At 70.1% G+C, this 24,837-nt stretch carries 26 protein-coding genes; 20 read left to right on the top strand and 6 right to left on the bottom strand.

What is annotated here, in order from left to right:
• Positions 1-3 precede the first annotated feature (3 nt).
• Entirely contained in the window at positions 4-651 is a 648-nt protein-coding gene (locus tag J0I43_RS13110; RefSeq protein ID WP_292864607.1) for a methyltransferase, read from the bottom strand.
• 84 nt (positions 652-735) lie between these two features.
• Here J0I43_RS13110 and hflX point away from each other — a divergent pair, with 84 nt between their 5' ends.
• Positions 736-2,283, top strand: a complete 1,548-nt coding sequence (hflX, locus tag J0I43_RS13105) for a GTPase HflX (protein ID WP_292864604.1) — start codon at positions 736-738, stop codon at positions 2,281-2,283.
• Between the two features lie 15 nt (positions 2,284-2,298).
• Here the strand turns inward: hflX and J0I43_RS13100 are convergent, their stop codons facing one another.
• Together J0I43_RS13100 and J0I43_RS13095 are read right to left on the bottom strand one after the other, a co-directional pair.
• A complete protein-coding gene (locus tag J0I43_RS13100; RefSeq protein ID WP_292864601.1) occupies positions 2,299-4,224 on the bottom strand; it encodes a prolyl oligopeptidase family serine peptidase in 1,926 nt (641 codons plus the stop codon).
• A 20-nt stretch (positions 4,225-4,244) separates the two neighbouring features.
• Positions 4,245-5,186: a LysR family transcriptional regulator gene (locus J0I43_RS13095; RefSeq protein WP_292864596.1), complete on the bottom strand. Its 942-nt coding sequence runs from the start codon at positions 5,184-5,186 to the stop codon at positions 4,245-4,247.
• 124 nt (positions 5,187-5,310) lie between these two features.
• Between J0I43_RS13095 and J0I43_RS13090 the strand changes: the two genes are divergently transcribed.
• The 3 genes from J0I43_RS13090 to J0I43_RS13080 are packed head-to-tail and all read left to right on the top strand — an operon-like array spanning position 5,311 to position 7,966.
• The gene (locus J0I43_RS13090) at positions 5,311-6,339 is read left to right on the top strand and encodes a putative oxygenase MesX (RefSeq protein ID WP_292864593.1); all 1,029 of its coding nucleotides are present in this window, start codon (positions 5,311-5,313) and stop codon (positions 6,337-6,339) included.
• Positions 6,336-7,394, top strand: coding sequence for a methionine synthase (locus J0I43_RS13085; protein WP_292864590.1), 1,059 nt, complete (start codon positions 6,336-6,338; stop codon positions 7,392-7,394). Before J0I43_RS13090 ends, J0I43_RS13085 begins: the two co-directional genes overlap by 4 nt.
• Entirely contained in the window at positions 7,391-7,966 is a 576-nt protein-coding gene (locus J0I43_RS13080; RefSeq protein WP_292864587.1) for a flavin reductase family protein, read from the top strand. Before J0I43_RS13085 ends, J0I43_RS13080 begins: the two co-directional genes overlap by 4 nt.
• Before the next feature lie 17 nt (positions 7,967-7,983).
• On the opposite strand, the gene J0I43_RS13075 is transcribed toward J0I43_RS13080, so the two are convergent.
• Positions 7,984-9,333 (bottom strand): hypothetical protein, encoded by a 1,350-nt coding sequence (locus J0I43_RS13075; protein ID WP_292864584.1) that lies wholly within the window; start codon positions 9,331-9,333, stop codon positions 7,984-7,986.
• A gap of 80 nt (positions 9,334-9,413) precedes the next feature.
• Entirely contained in the window at positions 9,414-10,076 is a 663-nt protein-coding gene (gene lexA / locus J0I43_RS13070) for a transcriptional repressor LexA (protein ID WP_292864581.1), read from the bottom strand.
• A gap of 280 nt (positions 10,077-10,356) precedes the next feature.
• Between lexA and J0I43_RS13065 the strand changes: the two genes are divergently transcribed.
• The 6 genes from J0I43_RS13065 to J0I43_RS13040 all read left to right on the top strand — a co-directional run bounded on the left by J0I43_RS13065 (position 10,357) and on the right by J0I43_RS13040 (position 14,754).
• On the top strand, positions 10,357-10,722 hold the full coding sequence (locus J0I43_RS13065; RefSeq protein ID WP_292864579.1) for a LysM peptidoglycan-binding domain-containing protein: 366 nt from the start codon (positions 10,357-10,359) through the stop codon (positions 10,720-10,722).
• A gap of 27 nt (positions 10,723-10,749) precedes the next feature.
• Positions 10,750-11,868, top strand: a complete 1,119-nt coding sequence (locus tag J0I43_RS13060) for a histidinol-phosphate transaminase (RefSeq protein WP_292864576.1) — start codon at positions 10,750-10,752, stop codon at positions 11,866-11,868.
• A gap of 26 nt (positions 11,869-11,894) precedes the next feature.
• Entirely contained in the window at positions 11,895-12,521 is a 627-nt protein-coding gene (gene hisB / locus J0I43_RS13055) for an imidazoleglycerol-phosphate dehydratase HisB (protein WP_292864573.1), read from the top strand.
• Positions 12,518-13,174, top strand: a complete 657-nt coding sequence (hisH, locus tag J0I43_RS13050; protein WP_292864570.1) for an imidazole glycerol phosphate synthase subunit HisH — start codon at positions 12,518-12,520, stop codon at positions 13,172-13,174. The genes hisB and hisH overlap by 4 nt, the downstream gene beginning before the upstream one ends.
• Positions 13,175-13,268: 94 nt before the next feature.
• Positions 13,269-14,015 (top strand): bifunctional 1-(5-phosphoribosyl)-5-((5-phosphoribosylamino)methylideneamino)imidazole-4-carboxamide isomerase/phosphoribosylanthranilate isomerase PriA, encoded by a 747-nt coding sequence (priA, locus tag J0I43_RS13045; protein WP_292864568.1) that lies wholly within the window; start codon positions 13,269-13,271, stop codon positions 14,013-14,015.
• Positions 13,999-14,754, top strand: coding sequence for an SseB family protein (locus tag J0I43_RS13040; protein WP_292864565.1), 756 nt, complete (start codon positions 13,999-14,001; stop codon positions 14,752-14,754). The genes priA and J0I43_RS13040 overlap by 17 nt, the downstream gene beginning before the upstream one ends.
• Before the next feature lie 9 nt (positions 14,755-14,763).
• Here the strand turns inward: J0I43_RS13040 and J0I43_RS13035 are convergent, their stop codons facing one another.
• The gene (locus tag J0I43_RS13035) at positions 14,764-15,183 is read right to left on the bottom strand and encodes a DUF1844 domain-containing protein (RefSeq protein ID WP_292864563.1); all 420 of its coding nucleotides are present in this window, start codon (positions 15,181-15,183) and stop codon (positions 14,764-14,766) included.
• Between the two features lie 242 nt (positions 15,184-15,425).
• On the opposite strand from J0I43_RS13035, the gene infC reads away from it, so the two are divergent.
• From infC to pheT, 10 genes are all read left to right on the top strand, one after another.
• Positions 15,426-16,097 (top strand): translation initiation factor IF-3, encoded by a 672-nt coding sequence (gene infC, locus J0I43_RS13030; protein WP_292864560.1) that lies wholly within the window; start codon positions 15,426-15,428, stop codon positions 16,095-16,097.
• A 54-nt stretch (positions 16,098-16,151) separates the two neighbouring features.
• Positions 16,152-16,346, top strand: coding sequence for a 50S ribosomal protein L35 (rpmI, locus tag J0I43_RS13025; protein WP_292856079.1), 195 nt, complete (start codon positions 16,152-16,154; stop codon positions 16,344-16,346).
• Between the two features lie 28 nt (positions 16,347-16,374).
• Positions 16,375-16,755, top strand: a complete 381-nt coding sequence (gene rplT, locus J0I43_RS13020; protein ID WP_292864557.1) for a 50S ribosomal protein L20 — start codon at positions 16,375-16,377, stop codon at positions 16,753-16,755.
• Positions 16,756-16,822: 67 nt separating this feature from the next.
• Positions 16,823-17,623, top strand: a complete 801-nt coding sequence (locus J0I43_RS13015; RefSeq protein ID WP_292864554.1) for an RNA methyltransferase — start codon at positions 16,823-16,825, stop codon at positions 17,621-17,623.
• A gap of 88 nt (positions 17,624-17,711) precedes the next feature.
• On the top strand, positions 17,712-18,500 hold the full coding sequence (locus J0I43_RS13010) for an amino acid ABC transporter ATP-binding protein (RefSeq protein WP_292864551.1): 789 nt from the start codon (positions 17,712-17,714) through the stop codon (positions 18,498-18,500).
• Positions 18,501-18,582: 82 nt separating this feature from the next.
• Positions 18,583-19,500, top strand: a complete 918-nt coding sequence (locus J0I43_RS13005; protein ID WP_292864549.1) for a glutamate ABC transporter substrate-binding protein — start codon at positions 18,583-18,585, stop codon at positions 19,498-19,500.
• An 87-nt stretch (positions 19,501-19,587) separates the two neighbouring features.
• A complete protein-coding gene (locus J0I43_RS13000) occupies positions 19,588-20,235 on the top strand; it encodes an amino acid ABC transporter permease (protein WP_292864546.1) in 648 nt (215 codons plus the stop codon).
• The gene (locus J0I43_RS12995; protein ID WP_292864543.1) at positions 20,232-21,149 is read left to right on the top strand and encodes an amino acid ABC transporter permease; all 918 of its coding nucleotides are present in this window, start codon (positions 20,232-20,234) and stop codon (positions 21,147-21,149) included. The genes J0I43_RS13000 and J0I43_RS12995 overlap by 4 nt, the downstream gene beginning before the upstream one ends.
• A 43-nt stretch (positions 21,150-21,192) precedes the next feature.
• The gene (gene pheS, locus J0I43_RS12990) at positions 21,193-22,254 is read left to right on the top strand and encodes a phenylalanine--tRNA ligase subunit alpha (protein ID WP_292864540.1); all 1,062 of its coding nucleotides are present in this window, start codon (positions 21,193-21,195) and stop codon (positions 22,252-22,254) included.
• Positions 22,254-24,770 carry a phenylalanine--tRNA ligase subunit beta gene (pheT, locus tag J0I43_RS12985; protein ID WP_292864537.1) on the top strand — a complete coding sequence of 839 codons (2,517 nt, stop codon included), beginning with the start codon at positions 22,254-22,256 and terminating at the stop codon, positions 24,768-24,770. The genes pheS and pheT overlap by 1 nt, the downstream gene beginning before the upstream one ends.
• Positions 24,771-24,837 lie beyond the last annotated feature (67 nt).

The raw sequence follows: 24,837 nt of genomic DNA, 5'->3' as shown, positions 1-24,837 counted from the left end.
CGCTCACGCGTCCACCACGTCGACGGCGCCCGTCCGCACGGCGCCGTGGCGGCGCACCTTCAGCACGCGGAACCCGCGCGCGGTCGCGGCACGAGTGACCGAGTAGCCCGCGTGGAACGTGGCATCCAGCCACCGCTGCAGCGAGTCGGAACCGAGGTTCCGCTGCACGACGAGCCACGCGTCGCTGCGCTCGTCGAGGCGGGGGATCCACCGCTCGAGCAGTCCGTGCAGCTCGTTCTTGCCGACCCGGATGGGCGGGTTCGAGCGGATCGTGCGGAAGACGACGTCGTCGGGCACGTCGTCGGGGAGAACCGCGTTGATGTTCTCGAGCCCCCAGCCGTGAGCATTGCGACGCACGAGATCGAGCGCCCGCTCGTTGACGTCGACGGCCCACACGGTCGCGTGCGGAGAGGCGATCGCGAGGCTCATCGCGATCGGACCCCACCCGCATCCGAGGTCCAGCAGATGCCCACCCGGCGGGGCGGGAGGCGTGTTGGACAGGAGCACGGCGGTTCCGCCGTCGACGTGGTCGGGGCTGAACACCCCGCCCGCGGTCGTCACCTCGCCGGAGCGCCCCGCGAGCGAGACAGGGATGCGGCGAAGGTGCTCTGCACTGGACGGGGATGCACTGAAGTAGTGATCGAGCCCCATGCCCGCCAGCGTACCGGAGGCGCCGCGCGGCCAGATAGCCCGGAGAGCGGCTAGACTGCAAGGCTCACTGACGAGAAGGAACGAATGACTCAGGACACCGGCTTCACGGACGCCGCCGACACCGCTGACGAGGCCGTCACGGTCGGCGTAGACCCGATCGACCCCGTCGATCGGGTGCTCGCGCGCGCGGAATCGCGCGCCGGCGTGCACGTGTTCGGCGCCGCCCAGGCGCTGCAGGACGAGGCGACCGTCGCGTACGGCGACACCGACGGCGACCAGTGGGACCGTGAGGAGCGCGCCGCACTGCGCCGCGTGCCGGGCCTGTCGACGGAGCTCGAGGACGTCACCGAGGTCGAGTACCGCCAGCTGCGCCTCGAGAACGTCGTCCTCGTCGGCGTCTACCCGCAGGGCTCGCACGACGATGCGGAGAACTCGCTGCGCGAACTCGCGGCGCTCGCCGAGACCGCGGGAGCCGTCGTCCTCGACGGCGTGCTGCAGCGGCGCCCGCACCCCGACCCGGCGACGTACATCGGTCGCGGCAAGGCGGCCGAGCTCCGGGATCTCGTCGCCGCAGTCGGCGCGGACACCGTCATCGCCGACACCGAGCTGGCGGCCAGCCAGCGACGTGCGCTCGAGGACGTCGTGAAGGTCAAGGTCATCGACCGCACGACCGTCATCCTCGACATCTTCAGCCAGCACGCCAAGAGTCGCGAAGGCAAGGCCCAGGTCGAGCTCGCCCAGCTCGAGTACCTTCTGCCGCGGCTGCGCGGCTGGGGCGAGTCGATGAGCCGGCAGGCGGGTGGTCAGGTCGGCGCGGGAGGCGCGGGCATGGGCTCCCGCGGTCCGGGTGAGACGAAGATCGAGCTCGATCGCCGCCGCATCCGCACCAAGATGGCCCAACTGCGCAGGCAGCTGCGCGACTTCGCTCCGGCGCGCGAGGCGAAGCGCGCCGAGCGCAAGCGTCACACGATCCCCGCCGTCGCGATCGCCGGCTACACGAACGCCGGCAAGTCGAGCCTGCTCAACCGGCTGACCCGCGCCGGCGTGCTCGTCGAGAACGCGCTGTTCGCGACACTCGACACCTCGGTGCGGCGGAGTGAGACCGTCGACGGTCGCGTGTACACGCTCACGGACACCGTCGGCTTCGTGCGGAATCTGCCCCATCAGCTTGTCGAGGCGTTCCGCTCGACCCTCGAAGAGGTGGGGGATGCCGATGTCATCGTCCACGTCGTCGACGGCTCGCACCCCGACCCGGCCGCCCAGCTGCAGACCGTCCGCGACGTGATCGGCGACGTCGGCGCGCGCGACATCCCCGAGATCGTCGTCTTCAACAAGGCCGACCTGCTGGACGACGACACGCGCCTCGTGCTGCGCGGGCTCGTGCCGCAGGCCCTGTTCGTGTCGTCGCGGACGGGGGAGGGCGTCGACGAGCTGCGCGCACGCGTCGAGGAGACCCTCCCGCTTCCCGCCGTCGAGGTGCGTGCGGTCGTGCCGTACGACCGGGGCGACCTCGTCTCGGCCGTGCATGAGCACGGCATCATCCTGAGCGAGGACCATGGTCCCGACGGCACGATCCTGCACGCGCACGTGCCGGCGATCCTGGGCGGGCGACTCGCGGCCTTCGCGATCTGATCGTCCGCCGGCCGGTCAGTCGAGCGCGATCGGCGGGATGCCCGGCGGCGTGAACCCGAAGACGGCGCCGAGGAACGCGAGCTCGGCCTCCGCCGCGTCGATGATGGTCTCGGCGCGGCGGAACCCGTGGCCCTCGCCCTCGTAGAGGCGGTAGGCGTGCGGGATGCCGCGGTCGGCGAGAGCATCGCGGATCGCCTCGGACTGCGACGGCGGCACGACCCGGTCGTCGCTTCCCTGCAGGAGCAGCACGGGTGCGGTGAAGCCGTCGACGTGCGTCAGGGGCGAGCGTTCCCGGTACACCTCGTCCGCCTCGGGGAGCGGGCCGATCATGCCGTCGAGATAGCGTGACTCGAAGTCGTGCGTGTCCTCCGCGAGCGCGCGGGCGTCGGCGACGCCGTACCGGCTGATGCCCGCGGCGAACGCGTCGGTGCGCGCCAGCGCCGCGAGCACCGTCCAGCCGCCGGCGGAGCCGCCCTTGATCGCGATCCGCGCCGGGTCGGCGTCGCCGGCGACGACGAGTCCTGCCGCGACGGCCACGACGTCATCGACATCGACGACGCCCCACTGGCCGCACAGACGTTCGCGGTAGTCGCGTCCGTAGCCGGTCGATCCGCCGTAGTTCACCTGAACCACGCCGATGCCGCGACTCGTGAAGTACACCGTCTTGGCATCCGTCACCCCGCCCTCGTGACCGGTCGGTCCGCCGTGCACCAGGACGACGTACGGGGGCAGTTCGCCGGGGGAACCCGTGACGTCCGGGTGGGTCGGCGGGTACACGAACGCGTGGACGGGACCGTGCGGTCCGTCCACCGTGATCGCGCGGGTCCGCGGCATCCATCGACCGTCGATCTCGCCGGGGGTGCCGACGACCTGCCGCGCCGTGCCGGTGTCGACGTCCACGAGCCACAGGCCGCCCGTTCCGGCGGCCTTGCCGGAGACGAGCGCGCGCCCACCGGAGACGGCCTCGACGTTCAGTTCGGCCGTCGGGGGGATGGGGAGCGGCGCGACCCCGCCGTCCGCGCCGATGAGGACGAGTTCGTCGGAACCGTTCGTGCGGACGGCGACGATGCGGCCGCCGCTCAGCACGCCGTACCACCGCATCCCGAGGGACCAGAGCGCGCCGCCCGTGTCGGCGTCGAACGGCGCGAGCGGCACGGCAGCGCCGAAGCCCTGCGTGCGCGTGCCGTCCGTGCGCGCGTCGTGCCCCCGGCTCCAGAGGTTCCAGCGGCCCGTCGGCTCGTCGAGGTAGACGAGCTCCGCGTCGCTGCGCCACGTGGGCTGGAGCGCCGCCGTGTCGCCCGCCGTCACGGCGGACCACGACCGCACGCGGCCGTCGTCGATGCGGCCGACACGCACCTCGGTGCGGTCCCACGGCATGTGCGGGTGGTTCCAGGCGACCCACGCGAGGTGCGTGCCGTCGGGGGAGAGGTCGGGCTGGGCGACGAAGTCGCTGTCCCCGACGAGCTGACGGACGGATGCCGCGCCCTCGAGCGCGATCTCCACGATGCCCCGCCGCACGACGCCTTCGCCCTGCCACTCCCGCACGGCGAGCAGCCGGCCGTGCGAGAACCGCAGCCCGCCGTAGCACGCCGACTCGTCCACCGCGGTGAGCGCACGGGGGTCGCCGCCCGGATCGACGATCCAGACGCGCTGATCGGTCTTCTCGACGAACACGAGTCGTCCGTCGTCCGTCGCCGCCCACGCCCCGCCGCCGTACTCGTGTACGCGCGAACGCACGTTCCAGGGTGCTTCCAGGATGTCGACGACCCCGGCATCCATCCGCCGCCGTACCGTCGTGCGGCCGCCCTCCTCGGGAACGGACTGGCCCCACCAGATCTCGTCGCCGACGAACGCCGCCCCGTCGACGCGCGGTGAGGAGACGGACGCCCACTGCGCCGTCAGTGGGGAAGGCCAGGATCCGTAGGGCAGCGTGTCGACCATGACCTTTACGGTACGCGCGCTCACTCCAGCAGGGTGACGCCGAAGCCTGCCACGACGGCCCGCACCTCGGTGAGGTAGCGCTGCGCCTGCTCGGTGAGCGGGATCGCGGCATGCCCGATCCACCCGATCTCGATGCGTTCGTCGACGTCGAGCGGCACGGCGACGATCTCGGGGTCGAGCTGATCGCTGATGATGCCCGTCGAGATCGTGTACCCGTCGAGTCCGATCATGAGGTTGAAGATCGTCGCGCGGTCGGACACGCGGATCTCCTGAGCGCTCGACAGGGTGGAGAGGATCTCCTCCGCGAAGTAGAAGGAGTTGTTCGCTCCCTGATCGAACGTGAGTCGCGGGAGGCCCGCGAGATCGGCGAGCGTCGCCCGCTCCTTCGCCGCGAGGGGATTGCGGCGGGAGACGAAGATGTGCGGCTCGGCGACGAACAGGGGATGGAACGCGAGGCCGGAATCGCGCAGCAGTCGCTCCAGGACGGCGCGGTTGAAGTCATTGCGGTAGAGGATGCCGAGCTCGCTGCGGAGCGTCCGGACGTCCTCGATGATGTCCCACGTGCGCGTCTCGCGCAGCGAGAACTCGTACTCCTCGGCACCGCTCGCCTTGACCATCCGGACGAAGGCGTCGACAGCGAACGAGTAGTGCTGGGCAGAGACGCCCAGCAGGCGCCGGGAGGGCGGGCGCCCGAGGTACCGCTGCTCGAGGAGCGCCACCTGTTCGACGACTTGGCGGGCGTACCCGAGGAACTCCGCACCGTCATCGGTGAGGCTGACGCCGCGCGCCGAGCGGGTCAGGAGCGCGCGGCCGACCCGCGACTCGAGGTCCTTCATCGCCGCCGACATCGTGGGCTGCGCGACGTACAGCACGTCGGCAGCCGCTGAGATCGATCCCTCGGCGGCGACCTCGATGAAGTAGCGGAGCTGCTGGAGCGTCAGACCGCTCGTTCCCTGAGCCATAGTGCAAGGCTATATCTATCCATAGTTCCACCGAGTTACTCGATATCTCGGATTCGCTGCACGATGGATCTGACTCCTTTCACGTACGGCCGAGTCGGCCGCAGACCCACAGGATTGGCCACTCATGGCGGAGGAATTCGCGTTCAGCATCAGGACGACCCGGTTCGACGAGGACTACGCCCCGTCGGAGAGCTCCCGGATCACGACGAACTTCGCGAACCTCGCGCGCGGCGAGCATCGCCGACAGAACCTGCGTGGTGCGCTGACCATGATCGACAACCGCTTCAACGACCTCGCCGATGCGGACAACCCCACGGGTGACCGCTACACCGTCGAACTCGACATCGTCTCGGTCGACCTGCAGTTCACCGCACAGGGTGGGCAGGGCGCGGATGCCGACCAGCAGTTTCCGCTCCTCGAAGTCCTCGACATCCAGATCGTCGACACCCGCACCGGCACGCGGACGCACGGCATCGTGGGCAACAACTTCTCCTCGTACGTCCGCGACTTCGATTTCAGCGTGCTTCTGCCGGCGGCGAACGACGGGCGCACGGGTGCACCCGTGCTGCCGGAGGGTTTCGGGGTGCTCCACGGCAAGCTGTTCCAGCAGTTCCTCGAGTCCGACGCGTATCGCGAGCGGTTCCCGCAGACCCCGGTGATCTGCATCAGCGTCTCCACCAGCAAGACCTACCACCGCACGACCACTCACCATCCGGTCCTGGGTGTCGAGTATCGGCAGGACGAGTACTCCCTCACCGACGAGTACTTCGCGAAGATGGGCCTGCAGGTGCGGTACTTCATGCCGCGCGGCAGCGTCGCCCCGCTCGCCTTCTACTTCCGCGGCGACCTGCTCGCGGACTACTCCGACCTGCAGCTGATCGGGACGATCAGCGCGATGGAGACCTTCCAGAAGATCTACCGCCCCGAGATCTACAACGCGAACTCCGCCGCACCCGCCGTCTACCGGCCGAGCCTGGGCGCGCAGGACTTCTCCCGCACGCAGATCGACTACGACCGCGACGAGCGCAACCGACTCGCCCTCACCCAGGGCCGGTTCGCGCAGGAGCATTTCATCGAGCCGCACCGCGAGGTGCTCGAGCGCTGGGCCGCTCAGGTGACGGTGGCCGCGCAGACGGCGGTGGCCGTCGCATGACCGTCCCCGCCCCCGCGCTGCTGCCCACGACGATCGTCGGGAGTCTGCCCAAACCTTCGTGGCTCGCACAGCCCGAAGTGCTCTGGTCGCCATGGACGCTCGAGGGCGACGCCCTGATCGAAGGCAAGCAGGACGCGCTGCGCATCGCCGTGCAGGAGCAGACCCGGCGTGGGATCGACATCCTCAGCGACGGTGAGCAGACTCGACAGCACTTCGTCACGACGTTCATCGAGCATCTCAGCGGAGTGGATTTCGAGAAACGCGAGACCGTGCGCATCCGCGATCGCTACGACGCGAGCGTTCCGACCGTCGTCGGCGAGGTGCGTCGCGAGCGTCCCGTGTTCGTCGACGACGCACGCTTCCTGCGCGAGACCACCGATCGGCCGATCAAATGGGCCCTCCCCGGGCCGATGACGATGGTGGACACTCTCTACGACGCGCACTACAAGAGCCGCGAGAAGCTGGCGTGGGAGTTCGCGACGATCCTCAACGAGGAGGCGCGCGCCCTCGAGGCCGCCGGCGTCGACATCATCCAGTTCGACGAACCGTCGTTCAACGTCTTCTTCGACGAGGTGAAGGAGTGGGGCGTGGCGACGCTCGAGAGAGCGACGGAAGGCCTGCGCGCCGAGACCGCCGTGCACATCTGCTACGGATACGGGATCAAGGCCAACACGGACTGGAAGGCCGGTCTCGGGTCGCAGTGGCGGCAGTACGAGGAGTCCTTCCCCCTTCTGCAGGAGTCGAGCATCGACATCATCTCCCTGGAGTGTCAGCACTCGCACGTGCCGATGGAGCTCATCGAGCTCGTCCGCGGCAAGAAGGTCATGCTCGGCGCGATCGATGTGGCGGACGAGACGGTCGAGACACCGGAGGAGGTGGCCGATACGCTGCGCCGCGCGCTCGCGTTCGTCGATGCCGACAAGCTCATCCCGAGCACGAACTGCGGCATGGCGCCCTTCCCTCGGGACGTCGCGCTCCGAAAGCTCACCGCGCTGAGCGCGGGCGCCGCCCTCGTCCGGGGCGAGCTCACGGAGGCCACCGGAGTGCGGCCGTGACCGCGCCCTCCGGTGCCCCGTCGGGCGTCGAGGCCGAAGCCCGGCACGGGTTCGCGTCTTCGCTGTCCGCAGACGAGTTCAAGGCGCTCTTCCGCGGGCATCCGGGTGGTGTCGCCGTCATCACCGCCGACGCCGGCGACGGGCCTGTCGCGCTGACGGCGACGTCGGTCGTGTCCGTGAGTGCGGAGCCGCCGCTGCTCATCTTCTCGATCTCGACGCTGTCGTCGTCCTCCGATGTCCTCGCGCGCGCCGAGACCGTGGTCGTCCATCTGCTGGATGCGAACGACATCGAGGTCGCGAAGCTCGGCGCGGCGCGCGGGGTCGACCGCTTCGCGCAGGAGCAGGGCTGGTCGCGGCTCGCGACGGGGGAGCCCGTGTACGACGGTGTGCGCGCCTGGGTGCGCTGCGCCGTCATCGATCGCATGGATGCCGGGACCTCCACCGTCATCGCCGCGCACGCGCTCGAGAGCGGATTCGGGCGTGAGCTCGGGGCGGGTGACGCGGGCGATGCCCTCGTGTACCACAACCGCACGTGGCACCGGCTCAGCGACCGGTCCCGCATCGACGCCTGAGAACCAGGCCTGAGAGCTCAGAGCGAGACCGGCGCGGCACTCTCCTCCGTGGCGGTGATCGCCTCGTCGGGACGCGCCTGCAGGAGCTCTGCGATCCACCAGGCGAACAGCGCGAGAACTCCGACGAGGATGACGGCACTCACCGTCAGCGGACGCAAGACGAGCAGGCCGGCGACGGCGAGCGCGACGATCAGGGCGCGCACCAGCACGCGCTGCGCATAGAGCCACCGGCCGACCGCGCCCGTCTCGAGGCCGCGTGCGGTGCGCGCGCGGCGCAGACTGCGATTGATCGAGCCGAACGTGCTGCGGAGGGCGACCGCCGGACGTGACCGCCCGTGCACCCACGCGACGGCGGCGACGGCGGCGCCGATCAGGGCAAGGACCACCGACGTCCGCGCCATCCCATCAGACACCTGTGCGTAGATCGCGGCGAGCGCCGCCGGCTCGAGTCCGGTCTGGGCGCCGACGGCCGCCATCAGGGCGGAACCGATCGAGATGACGATCGCGAGGACGCCGCCCCCGATGAGGAGCCCGAGCCCTGCTCCCAGGAGGGCCGTCTGCCGACGGCGCGCGATGAGGATCCCGCCCACGAGAAGCCCTAGCGTCAGAACGGGCGCCCAGTAGCCGACCCCCGCGGCGACGGCGTAGCCCGTCCGAACCTGCGCGAGACTCTCCCCGGAACCGAGGATCACGACCCGATCCACGCGCGGAATGAGGCCGGCGATGCCGACGCCCTGCGCCGTCAGGGTCTGCGTCACGCGTTCGACGATCGCGCCCAGCTGGACGCCGACGCCGTCGTCGGTCCGGACGACGAGACCGCCCCCGTCGGAGGTCGCCGCGGTCGTGAACGCCCGATGGCCGGCGCGTGTCGTCGTCGCCCAGACCTCGGCGAAGGCGTCCGAGGTGACGACCCGCGTGACGGCGCGTTCGACCAGGCTCTCGAGGCCGTCCGCCGCGGGCTGTTTGAGCAGCGTCAGCGCTGACACGGCCGCCGGCGGAAGGCCGAGATCCGCGATGCCGTCGATGGCGCTCGAGGTGATCGCGGTGAAGTCGACCTGTGCCGTGATGGCATCCATCGTCTCGTCGATGATCATCGACTGGACCGCCGGGTCCGCGGCGAGGGGTGCGAGCGTCGCGACGAAGGCATCCTCATCGACGAGCTGTGCCCGGCCCCACGCCGTGACGACCGACACCGGAACGAGGACGGATGCCACGACGATGCAGAGCGCCGAGAGCCACGCCCGCCATCGCCCCGCGCCTCGGCCGTGCACGGGCGCGACCGCCTCGCGGAGCCGGGCGTTCTCCGCCTCGAGGGCCGAGATGCGCGCGGGAAGATCCTCGTCCTGCGTCGTGGCGCCGTTCGTCATGGCGCCATTGTGGCGGAAGAGACGATCTCCCCGCCGAAAACTCGGCCGGGGAGACGCACCGCGTCGCCGGCGTGGACGGCTCAGACTGCGCGCAGGACCGCGACGACCTTCCCGAGCACCGTGGCGTCGTCGCCGAGAATGGGTTCGAACGCCGTGTTGCGCGGCAGGAGCCACGTGTGGCCGTCGCGTTGGCGGAACGTCTTCACCGTCGCTTCGCCGTCGAGCATGGCCGCGACGATGTCCCCATTGTTCGCGCTCGGCTGGGAACGGACGACGACCCAGTCGCCGTCGCAGATCGCGGCGTCGATCATCGACTCGCCACTCACCTTCAGCATGAACAGCTCGCCCTTGCCGACGAGCTGGCGGGGGAGCGGGAAGATCTCCTCGACCTGCTGGTCCGCCGTGATAGGAACACCGGCTGCGATCCGGCCGACGAGCGGGACGAGCGCGGCGTCGCCCACGGCGGGCGCTTCGTCAGCGGGGTTCTCGGCGGACGATCCGGGCAGGTCGATGAGGACCTCCATGGCGCGCGTCTTGCCCGCGTCGCGGCGCAGGTACCCGCTCAGCTCCAACTGGTTGAGCTGGTGGGTGACGCTCGAGAGCGACTTGAGCCCCACGGCGTCGCCGATCTCGCGCATGCTCGGCGGATAGCCGTGCCGCGCGATCGAGCGCTGGATGACCTCCAGGATCGCGAGCTGCTTGTCGCTCAGGCTCTTGCGTCGCCGAGTCTGCGGCCGTTCCATGTCGCTCTCCTTCGATCGCACCGCGCGCTCTCGTCTTCGAATGCCGGAGGCTCGTCTTCGAATGTCGGAGGTCGGTGATGGGGTGTCCTCGTCGAAACCGTATCCGGTCCCGGACGCCCCGACCGACAGGCTCACGCGTGTCGCGTTCGATCCGCTTCCGATCCGATGCGATCTTGACACCCGTACTATATCGAAGATAGGTTCGGAAGAGAACTTCGTATCCGGCTCTCCCGGCCGAGAGTCGGATGCGAAGATCACGACTTCCGTCGAGGAGAAGACAATGACCACGATCGACCTCACCACCGCCACGTTCGTTCCGCGCGTCCCCGCGACGCGGCTACGGTTGACCGTGCGCGGGCGTCGCGTGCTCGCCGCGATCGCCGCACTTCCCGCGGTCCTCGCTCTCGCCTTCGCGATCGTCTCCGGCGGCGGGGCGCTCGCCTCGAGCGACGGAGGCGCCCCGGCAGACTCGTTCGAGCAGGTGACGGTCATGCCCGGCGACACCCTGTGGTCGATCGCCGAAGCCGCGGACCCGGCATCCGACCCGCGAGACGTCGTCGACGAGATCGTTCGGCTGAACGCGCTTCCGTCAGGCGCGCTCGTGGTCGGTCAGACGATCTCGCTCCCCGTCCGCGCGGAGCACTGAGGACCGGTCGCGCTTTACGATGGTGCTGTGAGCGCGCGTCTCGATGACCTTCCCCTCCGGCCCGATCTGCGTGGACTGACCCCATACGGGGCGCCGCAGGCGCCGCTGCCGGTCGCCCTCAACGTCAACGAGAACACTCACCCGGTGCCGGAGGAGGTCGCGGACGACATCCTCGATTCACTCGCGCACGCGTTGCGCGACGTCAACCGCTACCCGGATCGCGAGTTCACGGCGCTGCGCGAGGGCTTCGCCGAATACCTCGGACACGGTCTGCTCCCCGAGCAGATCTGGGCGGCGAACGGGTCGAACGAGGTCCTGCAGCACCTTCTCCAAGCGTTTGGCGGCCCCGGGCGCACGGCGTTCGGCTTCGGCCCCACCTACTCGATGTACCCCCTTCTCACCCGCGCCACGGGAGCGTCCTACGTCGCCGGCACGCGCGGCGTCGACTACACGATCGCCGCGGACGACGCCGCCGCGCAGATCGAAGAGGCGAGCCCCGACGTCACCTTCCTGTGCTCTCCCAACAACCCCACCGGCACGCCGCTCGGACTCGATGTGATCGAGGCCGTCTACGACGCGACCGACGGCATCGTGATCGTCGACGAGGCGTATCAGGAGTTCGCGCCGCGTGATGTCCGCTCCGCGCTGACGCTGCTGCCGGGTCGCGAGCGGCTCGTCGTCTCGCGCACCATGAGCAAGGCCTTCGCCTTCGCCGGCGCCCGCGTGGGCTATCTCGCGGCCGATCCGGCGCTCATCGACGCTCTGCGCCTCGTCCGGCTGCCGTATCACCTGAGCGCGCTCACGCAGGCGGCGGCGATCGCCGCGCTCCGTCACGCCCCCGCCATGCTCGCGATGGTCGATGACATCGTCGCGCAGCGGGACCGGATCTCCGCGACCCTCGATGCGCTGGGTTACGAGCCGTTCCAGAGCTGGACCAACTTCGTGCTCTTCGCCGGCGTCGACGATCCCGCCGCCACGTGGCAGGGGCTCTACGACCAGGGAGTGCTCGTCCGCGACGTGGGGCTGCCCCGCAGCCTGCGCGTGACCGCGGGCACGGAAGAGGAGTCCACCGCCTTCCTCGACGCGCTCGCGTCGCTCGGCGACGGCGGAGCGCACGCGGGTGAGGTCTCGTCCGATCGGGACTGAGCGCGTGCGTCGCTAGACTCGGCAGCATGGCATCCGCGTCCCTTCCGTCCGCCTCTGATCGCACGGCATCCCTCCGTCGGGTGACGAGCGAATCCACGGTCGAGCTCGACCTCGATCTGGACGGTACGGGCACGAGCCACATCGACACGACGGTGCCGTTCTTCGATCACCTTCTGACGGCCTTCGCGAAGCACTCGCTCACCGACCTGACCGTCCGCGCCTCCGGCGATACGCACATCGATGCCCACCACACCGTCGAGGACGTCGCGATCGTCCTCGGTCAGGCGATCCGTCAGGCTCTCGGCGACAAGGCGGGGATCTCCCGCTACGGCGACGCTCTCGTCCCGCTCGACGAGGCGCTCGCGCAGGCCGTCGTCGACATCAGCGGGCGCCCGTACCTCGTGCACACGGGGGAGCCCGCGGGCTACGAGCACCATCTCATCGGCGGTCACTTCACGGGGTCACTCGTGCGGCACACGTTCGAGGCGATCGCCTTCAACGGAGGCCTGACGGTCCACGTCACCGTCCTCGGCGGGCGCGACCCGCACCACATCGCCGAGGCGGAGTACAAGGCGTTCGCGCGTGCGTTCCGGCAGGCCAAAGCGCTCGACCCGCTCGTCGACGGCATCCCGAGCACGAAGGGCGCCCTGTGACGGATGCCGCTTCCCGCCCGATCGTCGCCGTCCTCGACTACGGTTCGGGAAACGTCCACTCCGCCGTCAAGGCCCTGGTCGCTGCGGGCGCGGACGCCCGCTTGACGGCGGATCGCGGACTCGTCGCCGAGGCGGACGGCCTCGTGGTTCCCGGCGTCGGGGCGTTCGACGCCGTGATGAGCGCGCTCCGCGGCATCCGCGGGGATGAGCTCATCGAGCGGCGCCTGTCCGGCGGGCGCCCCGTCCTCGGGATCTGCGTCGGCATGCAGGTCCTCTTCGAGCACGGCGTCGAGCGCGGGATCGAGACGGACGGCCTCGGCGAGTGGCCCGGCACGGTGACCGAACTCGACGCGCCCGTCCTGCCGCACATGGGCTGGAACACCCTCCGTGCCGGTGAAGGCTCGGTCCTGTTCGACGGCATCGAGGACGAGCGGTTCTACTTCGTCCACTCGTACGGAGCGCAGCACTGGACCCTCGAGCCGATGCGGCCCTTCCGTGCGCCGGTGACGACGTGGTGCGACTACGGGCAGCCGTTCCTCGCGGCGATCGAGAACGGTCCGTTGAGCGCGACGCAGTTCCACCCCGAGAAGAGCGGCGCCGCCGGCATCCGCCTGCTCGGCAACTGGATCTCCGCGCTGCCGCGGACGGCATGAGTGTACGACGTGCCCGCAGCGGGCGGGTAGTCTCTCTCATTGTGCCGGGGCTCGACCGCCGAGATCCCGGGCCATGACCACCCCACCTGGAGCCATGAACGATTTCGCGTCGACCCCTGAACTGATCCTCCTGCCGGCCGTCGACGTCGCCGACGGCAAGGCCGTCCGCCTCACGCAGGGCGAGGCGGGGACCGAGACCAACTACGGCGACCCCGTCGACGCGGCCCTCGCCTGGGCGCGCGACGGTGCGCAGTGGATCCACCTCGTCGACCTCGACGCCGCATTCGGACGCGGGAACAACACGGCCGTCATTCGCAAGGCCATCAAGCAGCTGCGCGGCGTGCAGGTCGAGCTGTCCGGCGGCATCCGTGACGATGCGTCGCTCGAGGCGGCGCTCGACTCCGGCGCCGCGCGCATCAACCTCGGCACCGCTGCGCTCGAGAACCCCGAGTGGGCGGCCGACGTCATCGGACGCTACGGCGAGGCCATCGCGGTCGGACTCGACGTGCGCGGCACGACGCTCGCCGCACGCGGGTGGACGCGCGACGGCGGCGATCTGTGGCACGTGCTGGATCGCCTGGAGGATGCCGGGTGCAGCCGCTACGTCGTCACCGACGTCACGAAGGATGGCACCCTCCGGGGGCCGAACCTGGAACTCCTGCGCGAGGTCACGTCGCGCACGACGCGCCCCGTCGTCGCCTCCGGCGGCATCTCGAGCCTCGATGACATCGCGGCGCTGCGGGAGCTCGTGCCGCTCGGCGTCGAGGGCGCGATCGTCGGCAAGGCGCTGTACGCGGGCGCCTTCACGCTCGCCGAGGCGCTGGATGTCGCAGCAGGCTGACAGCGCCGGCGTCCCGTGGGAGGGGCGCAGCTTCGAGTCGAATCCGCACGCGGGCGACGACGGATCGGCGGATGCCGCGCTGCTGCGCGCCCTCGAGGAGGTCCGCGCCGGGGTCGGCGACGCCGTCGCCGTGGTCGAGGCCTACCGCACCGCGCGGCTGCTGATCCCGCTCGTCGCCGAGGCGGGGGACGTCGGCGTCGCCCCGTCTGGTCTCGCCGTCGACAAGACGCAAGAGCTCTCGATCGTGACGGTCGCCGCTCCCGACGGGCGGCGCGTGCTGCCGGTGTTCACGTCGGTCGCGGCGCTCGCCGCGTGGGACCCGCGCGCGCGCCCCGTGCCCGTCGACGGTGTGCGCACGGCGCTGTCGGCGGCCGCCGACGACACCGACCTGATCGTGATCGATCCGACCTCGCCGACGGAGTTCATCCTCCGTCGCCCCGCCGTGTGGGCGATCGGCCAAGGCCAGGCGTGGGAACCCGCGCATCGCTCGCCGGAGGTGTTCTCGGGCCTGCAGGCATCCATCGGCGGCGAACTCGGCGTGATCGACCTCTCCGTGGAGGACGGCGATCCGTCCGGTCGCCTCCGCGGTCCGGAGCTCATCGTGCGGCTCCATCTCGTGGACGGCCTCGCGCAGGCCGAGCTCGATGCGATCCTGCAGCGGCTCGCGGGGCGCTGGGCGGCCGATGACCGCATCGCGGTGCTCGTCGACTCGCTGACGGTCAAGCTCCTCCGCGCTTGACGCGCCGGGTCAGGTGACCGGGCCGGTCCATTTCTCGCCGGGGCCCTTGCCGATCGGGTCGGGGATGACGGAGGCTTCGCGGAAGGCGAGCTGCAGCGAGCGCAGCCCGTCGCGCAGGGATCGCGCGTGCATGTCGCTGATCTCGGGGGCGCCGGCGGTGATGAGTCCCGCGAGGGCGTTGATCAGCTTGCGCGCCTCGTCCAGGTCGGTCTGCGTCTCGGGGGCGTCGGCGAGACCGACCTTCACGGCGGCGGCGCTCATGAGATGGACGGCCGCCGTCGTGATGACTTCGACCGCGGGGACATCGGCGATGTCGCGGGATGCCGCGGCGGCGGCCCGCTCCTGCTCCTCCCAGCGCGCGAGGCGTTCGGCCTCCGCGGCGGAGGGGGCGGCGTGCGAATGGTCGGGGGAGGGGGCGTTCGTGCTCACGGATCGCTTTCTGCTAGACTTGCCGCGCACCGGAGTGTTCTGCTCCGGATCGAAAGTGGATCACATCCCACCCGCGCTTGCCGCTCCAGGCTACCGGGTCCCGCACTCCGCCCGGCCTGCCAGCGACATCGGCACCGGGTAGCTCCGCACGGCGAGAAGCCGTGGAGGACAGGGTGTAGAACTTCCCGGCGTCGCGCCGGGTGGGCGTGAGACTCTTCCGCCCGTAAGACTTCCGTCGAGCGGTGGCATCCACCCGTACGACAGAGGAGTTCCGCATCAGCGATCCCCGCACCAACGACCGCATCCGCGTCCCCGAGGTCCGCCTCGTCGGGCCGAACGGTGAGCAGGTCGGCGTCGTCCGCATCGAGGCGGCGCTCCGCCTCGCGCAGGAAGCAGATCTCGACCTCGTCGAGGTCGCCCCGAACTCGAAGCCGCCCGTGGTCAAGATCATGGACTACGGGAAGTTCAAGTACGAGACGGCGCAGAAGGCCAAGGAAGCCCGTCGCAACCAGGCCAACACCGTGCTCAAGGAAGTCCGCTTCCGCCTGAAGATCGAGGCGCACGACTACACGACGAAGCTCAAGCGCGCCGAGGGCTTCCTCCAGGCGGGCGACAAGGTCAAGGCCATGATCCTCTTCCGCGGACGCGAGCAGTCCCGCCCCGAGCAGGGCGTGCGCCTTCTCCGCAAGTTCGCCGAGGACGTCGCCGAGTTCGGCACTGTGGAGTCCAACCCCACGATCGACGGACGCAACATGGTCATGGTGATCGCGCCGCACAAGAACAAGTCCGAGGTCAAGACCGAGCAGAACGCGCAGCGCGCTGCGAACAAGGAGGCGGCGCGCCAGGCGCGCAGCACCCCCGGTGAGACCGCCCCCGCCGCGGCGGCTCCGGCCGCCGACGCCCCCGCCTCCTGAGGCGCGGGCCCCACAGACTCCCGCCCTGCGGGAACCACAACGAAGGATAGAGACATGCCGAAGCAGAAGACCCACTCGGGTGCCAAGAAGCGCTTCAAGGTCACCGGTAGCGGAAAGATCATGAAGCAGCAGGCGAACCTCCGCCACAACTTCGAGGGCAAGCCCACCAAGCGCACCCGTCGCCTCTCGCAGGACCAGGTCCTCGCCCCGGGTGACGCCAAGGTCGCCAAGAAGCTCCTCGGCCTCTGAGCCGCGACGCACGATAGGAAATTGAGAAATGGCTAGAGTCAAGCGGGCCGTCAACGCCCAGAAGAAGCGCCGCGTCATCCTCGAGCGCGCCTCCGGTTACCGGGGTCAGCGGTCGCGCCTGTACCGCAAGGCGAAGGAGCAGGTCACCCACTCGCTCGTCTACGCGTACCGCGACCGTCGCAAGCGCAAGGGCGACTTCCGCCGTCTGTGGATCCAGCGCATCAACGCCGCCGCGCGTCAGAACGGCGTCACCTACAACCGCTTCATCCAGGGTCTGGGTCTCGCGGGTGTGCAGGTCGACCGTCGCATGCTCGCCGAGCTCGCGGTGAACGAGCCGAAGACCTTCGCGTCGCTCGTCGAGACCGCCAAGAAGGCGCTCCCGGCCGACGTGAACGCCCCCAAGGCGTAAGCAGCGCGAACGAGAAAGGGTGTCCCCCGAACGGGGGACACCCTTTCTCGTTCTCTAGGATGAGAGCGTGCTCGAGAACCCTCGTTCCCCGCGCGTGCGGGCTGTCGCCAAGCTCACCAAGCGCAGCGCCCGTCAGGAGACGGGATTGTTCCTGCTGGAGGGGCCGCAGGCGGCGCGCGAAGCGCTTGCGTACCGGCCGGACACCGTCGTCGAGCTCTACGCGACGCCGACCGCGATGGAGCGTCATCAGGACGTGCGCGATGCGGCCCGCGCGGCGGGACTCGACATCGAGTTCACGACCGAGGCGGTGCTCGACGCCATGGCCGACACCGTCACGCCGCAGGGCATCGTCGCCGTCGCGCGCCAGTCGCCGACCGCGCTGAAGGACGTGTTCGCGGCATCCCCGCGCCTCATCGCGATCTGCGAGGAGGTGCGCGATCCCGGCAACCTCGGCACGATCATCCGCGCGGCCGACGCGGCGGGGGCGGATGCCGTGATCCTCACCGGCCGCACCGTGGATCCGTACAACCCCAAGGTCGTGCGCGCCACGACCGGGTCGCTCTTCCACGTGCCGGTCGCGGTGGCCGCCGATCTCGAGACGACCGTCGAGCGTGCGCACGCGGCGGGGCTGCGGGTCGTCGCCGCGGATGTCGGGGGAGAGGACTTCCTCGCCCGCCGTGACCTCCTCGCCGAGCCGACGGCGTGGCTGTTCGGCAACGAGGCACGCGGGCTGGAGCCGGAGGCGCTCGCGCACGCCGATCTCTCGCTGCGCCTCCCCATCTACGGCCGTGCCGAGTCGCTCAATCTCGCGACGGCGGCGAGCGTCTGTCTGTATGAGACGGCCTTCGCGCAGCGCGCGGCGGGCTGAGCGGGGATTGTTCCAGCCCCGTAACGGCTCGGTCAAGATCCTGTGTATAACTTGAGCGCCCTCGGGGGGCTCTGCCTAGGCTGACCCCATGGCGACCCCGGATCCTGCCCCCGCGACCAGCAACATCACCGTCCGCCGCGGCGACCCGCTCGTGGTCGTCTCGGACGTGCAGAAGCACTACGGACAGTTCCAGGCGCTGAAGGACATCGACCTCACCGTCAACCGCGGCGAGGTGGTGGTGGTGATCGGCCCCTCGGGCTCGGGCAAGTCGACGCTGTGCCGCACGATCAACCGCCTGGAGACGATCACGAGCGGTTCCATCACGATCGACGGCAAGGAGCTGCCCAAGGAGGGCAAGGCGCTCGCCGGGCTCCGCGCCGACGTCGGCATGGTGTTCCAGTCGTTCAACCTGTTCTCGCATCTGACGATCCTCGAGAACGTCACGCTCGGCCCGATCAAGGTCAAGAAGATGAAGAAGGCGGATGCCGAAGCCGAGGCGCGTGCGCTTCTCGAGCGTGTGGGCGTCGCCCAGCAGGCATCCAAGCTGCCCGCGCAGCTCTCGGGCGGGCAGCAGCAGCGCGTCGCGATCGCGCGCGCTCTCGCGATGAAGCCCAAGGTCATGCTGTTCGACGAGCCGACGAGCGCCCTCGACCCCGAGATGATCAACGAGGTCCTCGACGTCATGGTCGGCCTCGCGCAGGACGGGATGACGATGGTCGTCGTGACCCACGAGATGGGGTTCGCGCGCAAGGCCGCCGACCGCGTCGTGTTCATGGCGGACGGGCAGATCGTCGAGGAGGCGACCCCCGACGACTTCTTCACGAACCCGAAGAGCGAGCGCGCGAAGGACTTCCTCTCCAAGCTCATCACGCACTGAGACGCGCATCGCGCACTGAGACGTCCGCGCCCTGCACCGGCGCGGCACCCCCGAAATGAAGACACGAAACCAGGAGGATCACATGCGTACCACCAGAATCGCCGGCGCCTTCGCCGGCATCGCGATCGCCGCCCTGGCGCTCACGGCGTGCAACAGCGGCACGCCCGGCGCCGACACGACCCCCGGAGGCGAGGCATCCGGCGAGGCTCCCGCCGGCAACCCGTGGACGGTCGCCGAGGGCGTCACGATCGACGGCAGCCCCACGTTCGAGAAGATCAAGGCCGCGGGCGTCGTCAAGGTCGGCGTCAAGGAGGACCAGCCCGGTCTCGGTTACCTCGACCCCGTCACGGGCGAGCGCACGGGCTTCGACGTCGACATCGCGCGCTGGATCGCGGCGGCCCTCGGCTACGACGAGGACAAGATCGAATTCACGGCGATCCCCTCCGCCAACCGCGAGCAGGCGATCGTCAACGGCGACATCGACTACTACGTCGGCACGTACTCGATCACCGACAAGCGCAAGGAGCAGATCTCCTTCGCCGGCCCGTACTTCATCACGGGCCAGGGGCTCCTCGTCGCCGCCGGCAACGACACCATCACCGGCAAGGACTCCCTCACCTCCGACGACGTCGTCTGCTCGGCGACGGGGTCGACCTCGATCCAGCGGATCAAGGACGAGACCCCCGCGAAGACGAAGGAGTACGACACGTACTCCGCGTGCGTCGAGGACCTCAAGAACGGACAGGTGGATGCCGTCACCACCGATGAGGCGATCCTCATCGGCTACGCGGCGCAGGACCCCGACAACCTGAAGGTCGTCGGCGACGTCTTCAGCGAGGAGCGCTACGGCGTCGGCATCGCGAAGGGCGACACCGCCTTCCAGGAGTTCATCAACACGACCTTCACCGACGGCGGGGAGATCTGGACGGCGATCTTCGAGAAGAACCTCGGTGCGTCGGGCGTCAAGGGCACCCAGCCCGAGGTCGACCCGGTCGGCTGATCCGTTCCACTCCGTAGACCCGGCGGCGCGGCTCGTCCCCGCCGCCGGGTCACCCCACCTCTCGAACATCCACCGGAAAGGCCACACATGGGCGTCATCACCGACAACCTGGATCTGTGGGGCGAAGCCGTCCGGGGCACCCTGATCCTGTTCTTCGGCGGGGGCCTGCTCGCACTCGTCGTCGGGCTGCTGATCGGCGCCATGCGGGTCTCGCCCATCCCCATCGCCCGGACGGTCGGGGCGGTCTACGTCAACTGGATCCGCAACACCCCGCTGACCCTCGTGATGTTCTTCTTCGCGTTCTGCCTGCCGATCCTGCTCCGCCAGCGCATCGACGCGATCCTGCTCGCGACACTCGCACTCGGGTTCTACACGGCCACCTACGTCGCCGAGACGATCCGCTCCGGCGTCAACACCGTCCCCGTCGGCCAGGCCGAGGCCGCCCGGGCGCTCGGCCTCACGTTCGGACAGGTCATGACGCTCGTCGTGCTGCCGCAGGCGAGCCGTTCGGTCATCCCCCCGATGATGAGCGTCTTCATCGCCCTGCTGAAGAACACCACGGTCGCCGCCGGATTCTCCGTGTTGAACCTCGGCTCGATCCGATCGTGGCTCAGCGAGCGCGGCGAGAACCAGCTCGCCGTCCTCGTGTGGGTCATGGTGATCTTCATCGTCATGGTGCTCCTGCTCGCGTGGCTGCAACGCGTCATGGAGCGCAGATGGAAGGTGGCGCGATGAGCTCCGTCCTGTACGACGTCCCGGGCCCGAAGGCCGTCGCCCGCAACCGCATCCTCAGCGTCGTCACCGTCGTCCTCGTCCTGGCCGTCATCGGCTGGGTCATCTGGCGGCTCGCCGACACCGGCCAGTTCAGCGCCGCGAAGTGGGAGATCTTCACGTACGGCGCCATCTGGCAGCTGCTCCTGGACGGCGTGCTCGCGACGCTGTCCGCGTTCGCCGCTGCTGCCGTCGGCGCGCTCGTCCTCGGCTTCGTGCTCGCGATCGGGCGCCTCTCCGACCATGCATGGATCCGCGTCCCGGTCGGCTGGATCACCGAGGTGCTGCGGGCCATCCCCGTCCTCGTCTTCATGATGCTGCTCTACTACGGACTGCCCGTCGTCGGCATCCGGATGGAGCCGTACTGGGCCGTGGTCATCGCCCTCATCGCGTACAACGGATCGGTGCTCGCCGAAGTCATCCGGGCGGGTGTCGAATCGCTGCCGCGCGGGCAGAGCGAAGCGGGCTATGCGATCGGACTGCGGAAGTCGGGTGTGCTGCGGTTGATCCTGCTGCCGCAGGCGATCCGCGCCATGATGCCGGTCATCGTCGCGCAGCTCGTGGTGACCCTCAAGGACACGGCGCTCGGGTTCATCATCACGTACCACGAGCTCCTCTACGTCATCAAGCTGCTCGGATCGAACGCCGTCTACGGTTCGCCGCTCATCCCGACGGCGATGGTCGGCGGCACGATCTACGTCGCGATGTGTCTGGCGCTCAGCTACGTCGCGTACCGCATCGAGCAGCGCACGAAGCGCCGCCAGCGTCAGCAGGCCGCCGAAGGCGGCCAGCCGCACCACCCGGTGGGGGACGGGACCGACACCGAACTCATCGCGCTTCAGAAGCACGCAGGCAAGTACGACAGCAACGCCTTCTGAGTCCGCTCGGACGCCCGCGCCTGCGCCGGTAGACTCGTCTCTCGTGTCCGACGCACCCCTGATCACCCCAGAAGCCGTGGATGCCGCGGTCGCCGATGCCCTGTCGGCGATCGATGCGGCCTCGACCACGGCGGAGCTCAAGGCGGCTCGCGCCGCCCACGCCGGCGAGGCATCCCCGCTCGCGCAGCTGAACGCGCAGCTGCGGAACGTGCCGAACGAGCAGAAGGCCGCGTTCGGCAAGCTCGTCGGGCAGGCCCGCGGGCGCGTGAGCCAGGCGATCGCCGGCCGTGAGGCGGTCCTCGCCGAAGCGGAGTCCGCCGCGCAGCTGGAGGCGGAACGGGTCGACATCACGGCGATCGCGCCGCGGGCGCGGGTCGGCGCCCGGCATCCCGTCTCACTCCTGCAGGAGGAGATCGCCGATCTCTTCGTCGGCATGGGCTGGGAGATCGCCGAGGGTCCCGAGCTCGAGCACGAGTGGTTCAACTTCGACGCCCTCAACTTCGACGTCGACCACCCCGCACGCCAGATGCAGGACACCTTCTTCGTCGACCCGGTGGAGCGCCACCTGGTCCTTCGCACCCACACGAGCCCCGTGCAGGTGCGCTCGATGCTCGAGCGCGGTGCGGCGCTGACGCGCGACGGGCGCGGCATCTACGTGCTGTGCCCCGGCCGCGTGTACCGCACCGACGAGTTCGACGCGACGCACCTCCCCGCCTTCGTGCAGTTCGAGGGGCTCGTGGTCGACAAGGGCATCTCGATGGCGAACCTCAAGGGCACGCTCGACCACGTGGCGCGGCAGCTGTTCGGCCCCGAGGCGAAGACCCGGTTCCGCACCAACTTCTTCCCGTTCACCGAGCCGTCCGCCGAGCTCGACCTGTGGCACCCGACCTTCAAGGGCGGAGCGCGCTGGATCGAGTGGGGCGGCTGCGGCATGGTGAACCCGAACGTCCTGCGCGCCGCGGGCATCGACCCCGAGGTGTACTCGGGCTTCGCGTTCGGGATGGGCGTCGAGCGGGCGCTGATGTTCCGCTCCGACGTGCAGGACATGCGCGACATGGCCGAGGGCGATGTCCGCTTCAGCGAGCAGTTCGGAATGGTGGTCTGATGCGCGTCCCTCTCTCGTGGCTGCGTGAGTACGTCGATCTCCCCGCGGAGGCGACGACCGACGATGTCTTCGCCGCGCTCGTCTCCGTCGGATTCGAGGAGGAGGAGGCGCTCGGCTTCGCCGTGACCGGTCCCGTCGTCGTCGGCGAGGTGCTGTCCTTCGAGGCCGAGCCGCAGTCGAACGGCAAGACGATCCGCTGGTGCCAGGTCGACGTGGGCGAGGCGCACGGAGGCGTCCGCGGCATCGTCTGCGGCGCATCGAACTTCTTCGTCGGCGACAAGGTCGTCGTGTCCCTGCCCGGCGCCGTCCTGCCGGGCCCGTTCCCGATCGCGGCGCGGAAGACCTACGGTCACGTCTCCGACGGCATGATCGCCTCGGCGCGCGAACTCGGCCTCGGCGATGAGCACGGCGGCATCCTGCGCCTCGCCGAGCTCGGGCTCGATCCCGCGCCGGGCACCGACGCGATCGCGCTCCTCGGCCTCGACGACGTCGGCGTCGACATCAACGTGACGCCCGATCGCGGCTACGCGCTGTCGATCCGCGGTGTCGCGCGCGAGTACGCGCACGCGACGGGCGCCGCATTCCGCGACCCCGCCGCGCACGAGTGGGACGACGTGCAGCCCGGCAGCGGGTTCCCGCTCGCGGTCGACGATCGGAACCCGATCCGCGGCCGCGTCGGCGCGAGCGAGTTCGTCGTGCGCGTCGTGCGGGGCGTCGACCCGTCGCGGCCCACGCCGGCGTGGATGGTCGCGCGGCTGACGCTCGCGGGCATCCGCTCCCTCGGCATCCTCATCGACATCACCAACTACGTGATGCTCGAGCTCGGCAACCCCATCCACGGCTACGACCTCGACCGGCTCTCGGGCGGGATCACGGTGCGTCGCGCGGCCGAGGGAGAGACGCTCACGACGCTCGACGGCAAGGAGCGCACGCTCTCGACCGAAGACCTCCTCATCACCGACGAGTCCGGCCCGATCGGCCTCGCCGGCGTCATGGGCGGAGGCGCGACGGAGATGACGGATGCCACGCGCAACGTCCTCATCGAAGCCGCCGTCTTCGACACCGTGTCGATCGCGCGCACCGCGCGGCGGCACAAGCTGCCCTCGGAGGCGTCTCGACGCTTCGAGCGCGGGGTCGACCCACTCATCCCGTTCATCGCCGCGCGCCGCGTCGCCGACCTCATGGTCGATCTCGCAGGGGGCACGCTCGACACCGAGCTCGGCGGAGCGCTCTACGGCGAGGTGTTCCTCGAGGCGATCGAGCTGCCGAGGGGCTTCGTCCCCGCGCTCATCGGCGTGGACTACACGGATGCCGAGATCACGGGCGCCCTCGAGACGATCGGGTGCGAGGTCGCCCCGCTCGAGGATGCGGATGCCGGCTGGGAGGTCATCCCGCCGTCGTGGCGTCCCGACCTCACGGACCGCTGGACGCTCGCGGAAGAGGTCGCCCGCATCCACGGGCTGGACCGCATCCCGTCCGTGCTGCCGACGCCGCCCGCCGGCCGTGGGCTCACTCCACTGCAGAAGGGTCGGCGCCGCGTCGCGAACGCGCTCGCCGCGGCGGGCTACGTCGAGACGCCGTCGTTCCCCTTCACGACGGCAGCGGCGAACGATCTGCACGGCTCCGCCTCGGGGGAGGCCGCGCCGGCCGTCCGGCTCGCGAACCCGCTCGACGGCCAGGCCCCGTTCCTGCGCCGATCGCTCGTGCCCGGTCTGATGCAGGTGGCGCACCGCAACATCTCGCGCGGCTTCACCGACCTCGCGCTCTTCGAGACCGGACTCGTCTTCACGCCCGAAGCGGGCGTGACCTACGGCACCGAGGTCGTCCCGCCGCTCGGCGAGCGCCCGGACGATGCGACCCTCGCCGCGCTGGATGCGTCCATCCCGCCGCAGCCGCGGCTGGTCGCGGTCCTCCTCGCCGGCAACATCGACACGAAGCGCCCCGGCCGACCGGCGGTCGCCGTCGATCTCTCCGACGCTCTCGCCGCCGTCGAGGCGATCGCGGCCGCGGCCGGCGTGCGCATCGACGTCGCCCAGGGGCAGCGCGCGGCGCTGCACCCGGGGCGCACGGGCGCCCTGTCGATCGGCGGCGTCGAGGTCGGCTACGTGGGGGAGATCCTCCCCACCGTCTCCGCCGAGGCCGACCTGCCGGGTCGGGCGTACGTGGCCGAGCTCGACCTCGACCTCGTGCTCGGCCTCGCGGGAACGCCCGACGTCGAGGCATCCCTCTCGTCCTTCCCGGCGGCGACCCAGGACGTCTCGCTCGTGGTGGGCGACGACGTCGTGGCGGGCGACCTCGCCGCGGCGCTCCGCGAAGGGGCGGGCGAGCTGCTCGAATCGCTCCACCTCGTCGACGACTACCGCGGTCAGGGCCTCGCGGAGGGGACGAAGAGCCTGACGTTCGCCCTCCGCTTCCGGGCGCCGGACCGCACGCTCACCGCGGCGGAGGCGACCGAGGCGAAGCTCGCGGGTGTCGCCGTCGCGGCGGCGCGTTTCGGCGCGACGATCCGCGAGTAGCTCCTTCCCGCGGGCGGCGACGATCTGCGACGTCGATCTGGTGACAACCGGCGCGTGGGCGTGGGTA

Source organism: Microbacterium sp. (assembly GCF_017305435.1).
Taxonomy (GTDB): domain Bacteria; phylum Actinomycetota; class Actinomycetes; order Actinomycetales; family Microbacteriaceae; genus Microbacterium.
This window is presented reverse-complemented; position numbering and strand designations above follow the sequence as displayed.

Coding starts and splice junctions, on each gene's coding strand:
- J0I43_RS13110 (WP_292864607.1), bottom strand. CDS start 651: ATGGGGCTCGATCACTACTTCAGTGCATCCCCGTCCAGTGCAGAGCAC.
- hflX (WP_292864604.1), top strand. CDS start 736: ATGACTCAGGACACCGGCTTCACGGACGCCGCCGACACCGCTGACGAG.
- J0I43_RS13100 (WP_292864601.1), bottom strand. CDS start 4,224: ATGGTCGACACGCTGCCCTACGGATCCTGGCCTTCCCCACTGACGGCG.
- J0I43_RS13095 (WP_292864596.1), bottom strand. CDS start 5,186: ATGGCTCAGGGAACGAGCGGTCTGACGCTCCAGCAGCTCCGCTACTTC.
- J0I43_RS13090 (WP_292864593.1), top strand. CDS start 5,311: ATGGCGGAGGAATTCGCGTTCAGCATCAGGACGACCCGGTTCGACGAG.
- J0I43_RS13085 (WP_292864590.1), top strand. CDS start 6,336: ATGACCGTCCCCGCCCCCGCGCTGCTGCCCACGACGATCGTCGGGAGT.
- J0I43_RS13075 (WP_292864584.1), bottom strand. CDS start 9,333: ATGACGAACGGCGCCACGACGCAGGACGAGGATCTTCCCGCGCGCATC.
- lexA (WP_292864581.1), bottom strand. CDS start 10,076: ATGGAACGGCCGCAGACTCGGCGACGCAAGAGCCTGAGCGACAAGCAG.
- J0I43_RS13065 (WP_292864579.1), top strand. CDS start 10,357: ATGACCACGATCGACCTCACCACCGCCACGTTCGTTCCGCGCGTCCCC.
- hisB (WP_292864573.1), top strand. CDS start 11,895: ATGGCATCCGCGTCCCTTCCGTCCGCCTCTGATCGCACGGCATCCCTC.
- priA (WP_292864568.1), top strand. CDS start 13,269: ATGAACGATTTCGCGTCGACCCCTGAACTGATCCTCCTGCCGGCCGTC.
- J0I43_RS13040 (WP_292864565.1), top strand. CDS start 13,999: ATGTCGCAGCAGGCTGACAGCGCCGGCGTCCCGTGGGAGGGGCGCAGC.
- rpmI (WP_292856079.1), top strand. CDS start 16,152: ATGCCGAAGCAGAAGACCCACTCGGGTGCCAAGAAGCGCTTCAAGGTC.
- rplT (WP_292864557.1), top strand. CDS start 16,375: ATGGCTAGAGTCAAGCGGGCCGTCAACGCCCAGAAGAAGCGCCGCGTC.
- J0I43_RS13010 (WP_292864551.1), top strand. CDS start 17,712: ATGGCGACCCCGGATCCTGCCCCCGCGACCAGCAACATCACCGTCCGC.
- J0I43_RS13005 (WP_292864549.1), top strand. CDS start 18,583: ATGCGTACCACCAGAATCGCCGGCGCCTTCGCCGGCATCGCGATCGCC.
- J0I43_RS13000 (WP_292864546.1), top strand. CDS start 19,588: ATGGGCGTCATCACCGACAACCTGGATCTGTGGGGCGAAGCCGTCCGG.
- J0I43_RS12995 (WP_292864543.1), top strand. CDS start 20,232: ATGAGCTCCGTCCTGTACGACGTCCCGGGCCCGAAGGCCGTCGCCCGC.
- pheT (WP_292864537.1), top strand. CDS start 22,254: ATGCGCGTCCCTCTCTCGTGGCTGCGTGAGTACGTCGATCTCCCCGCG.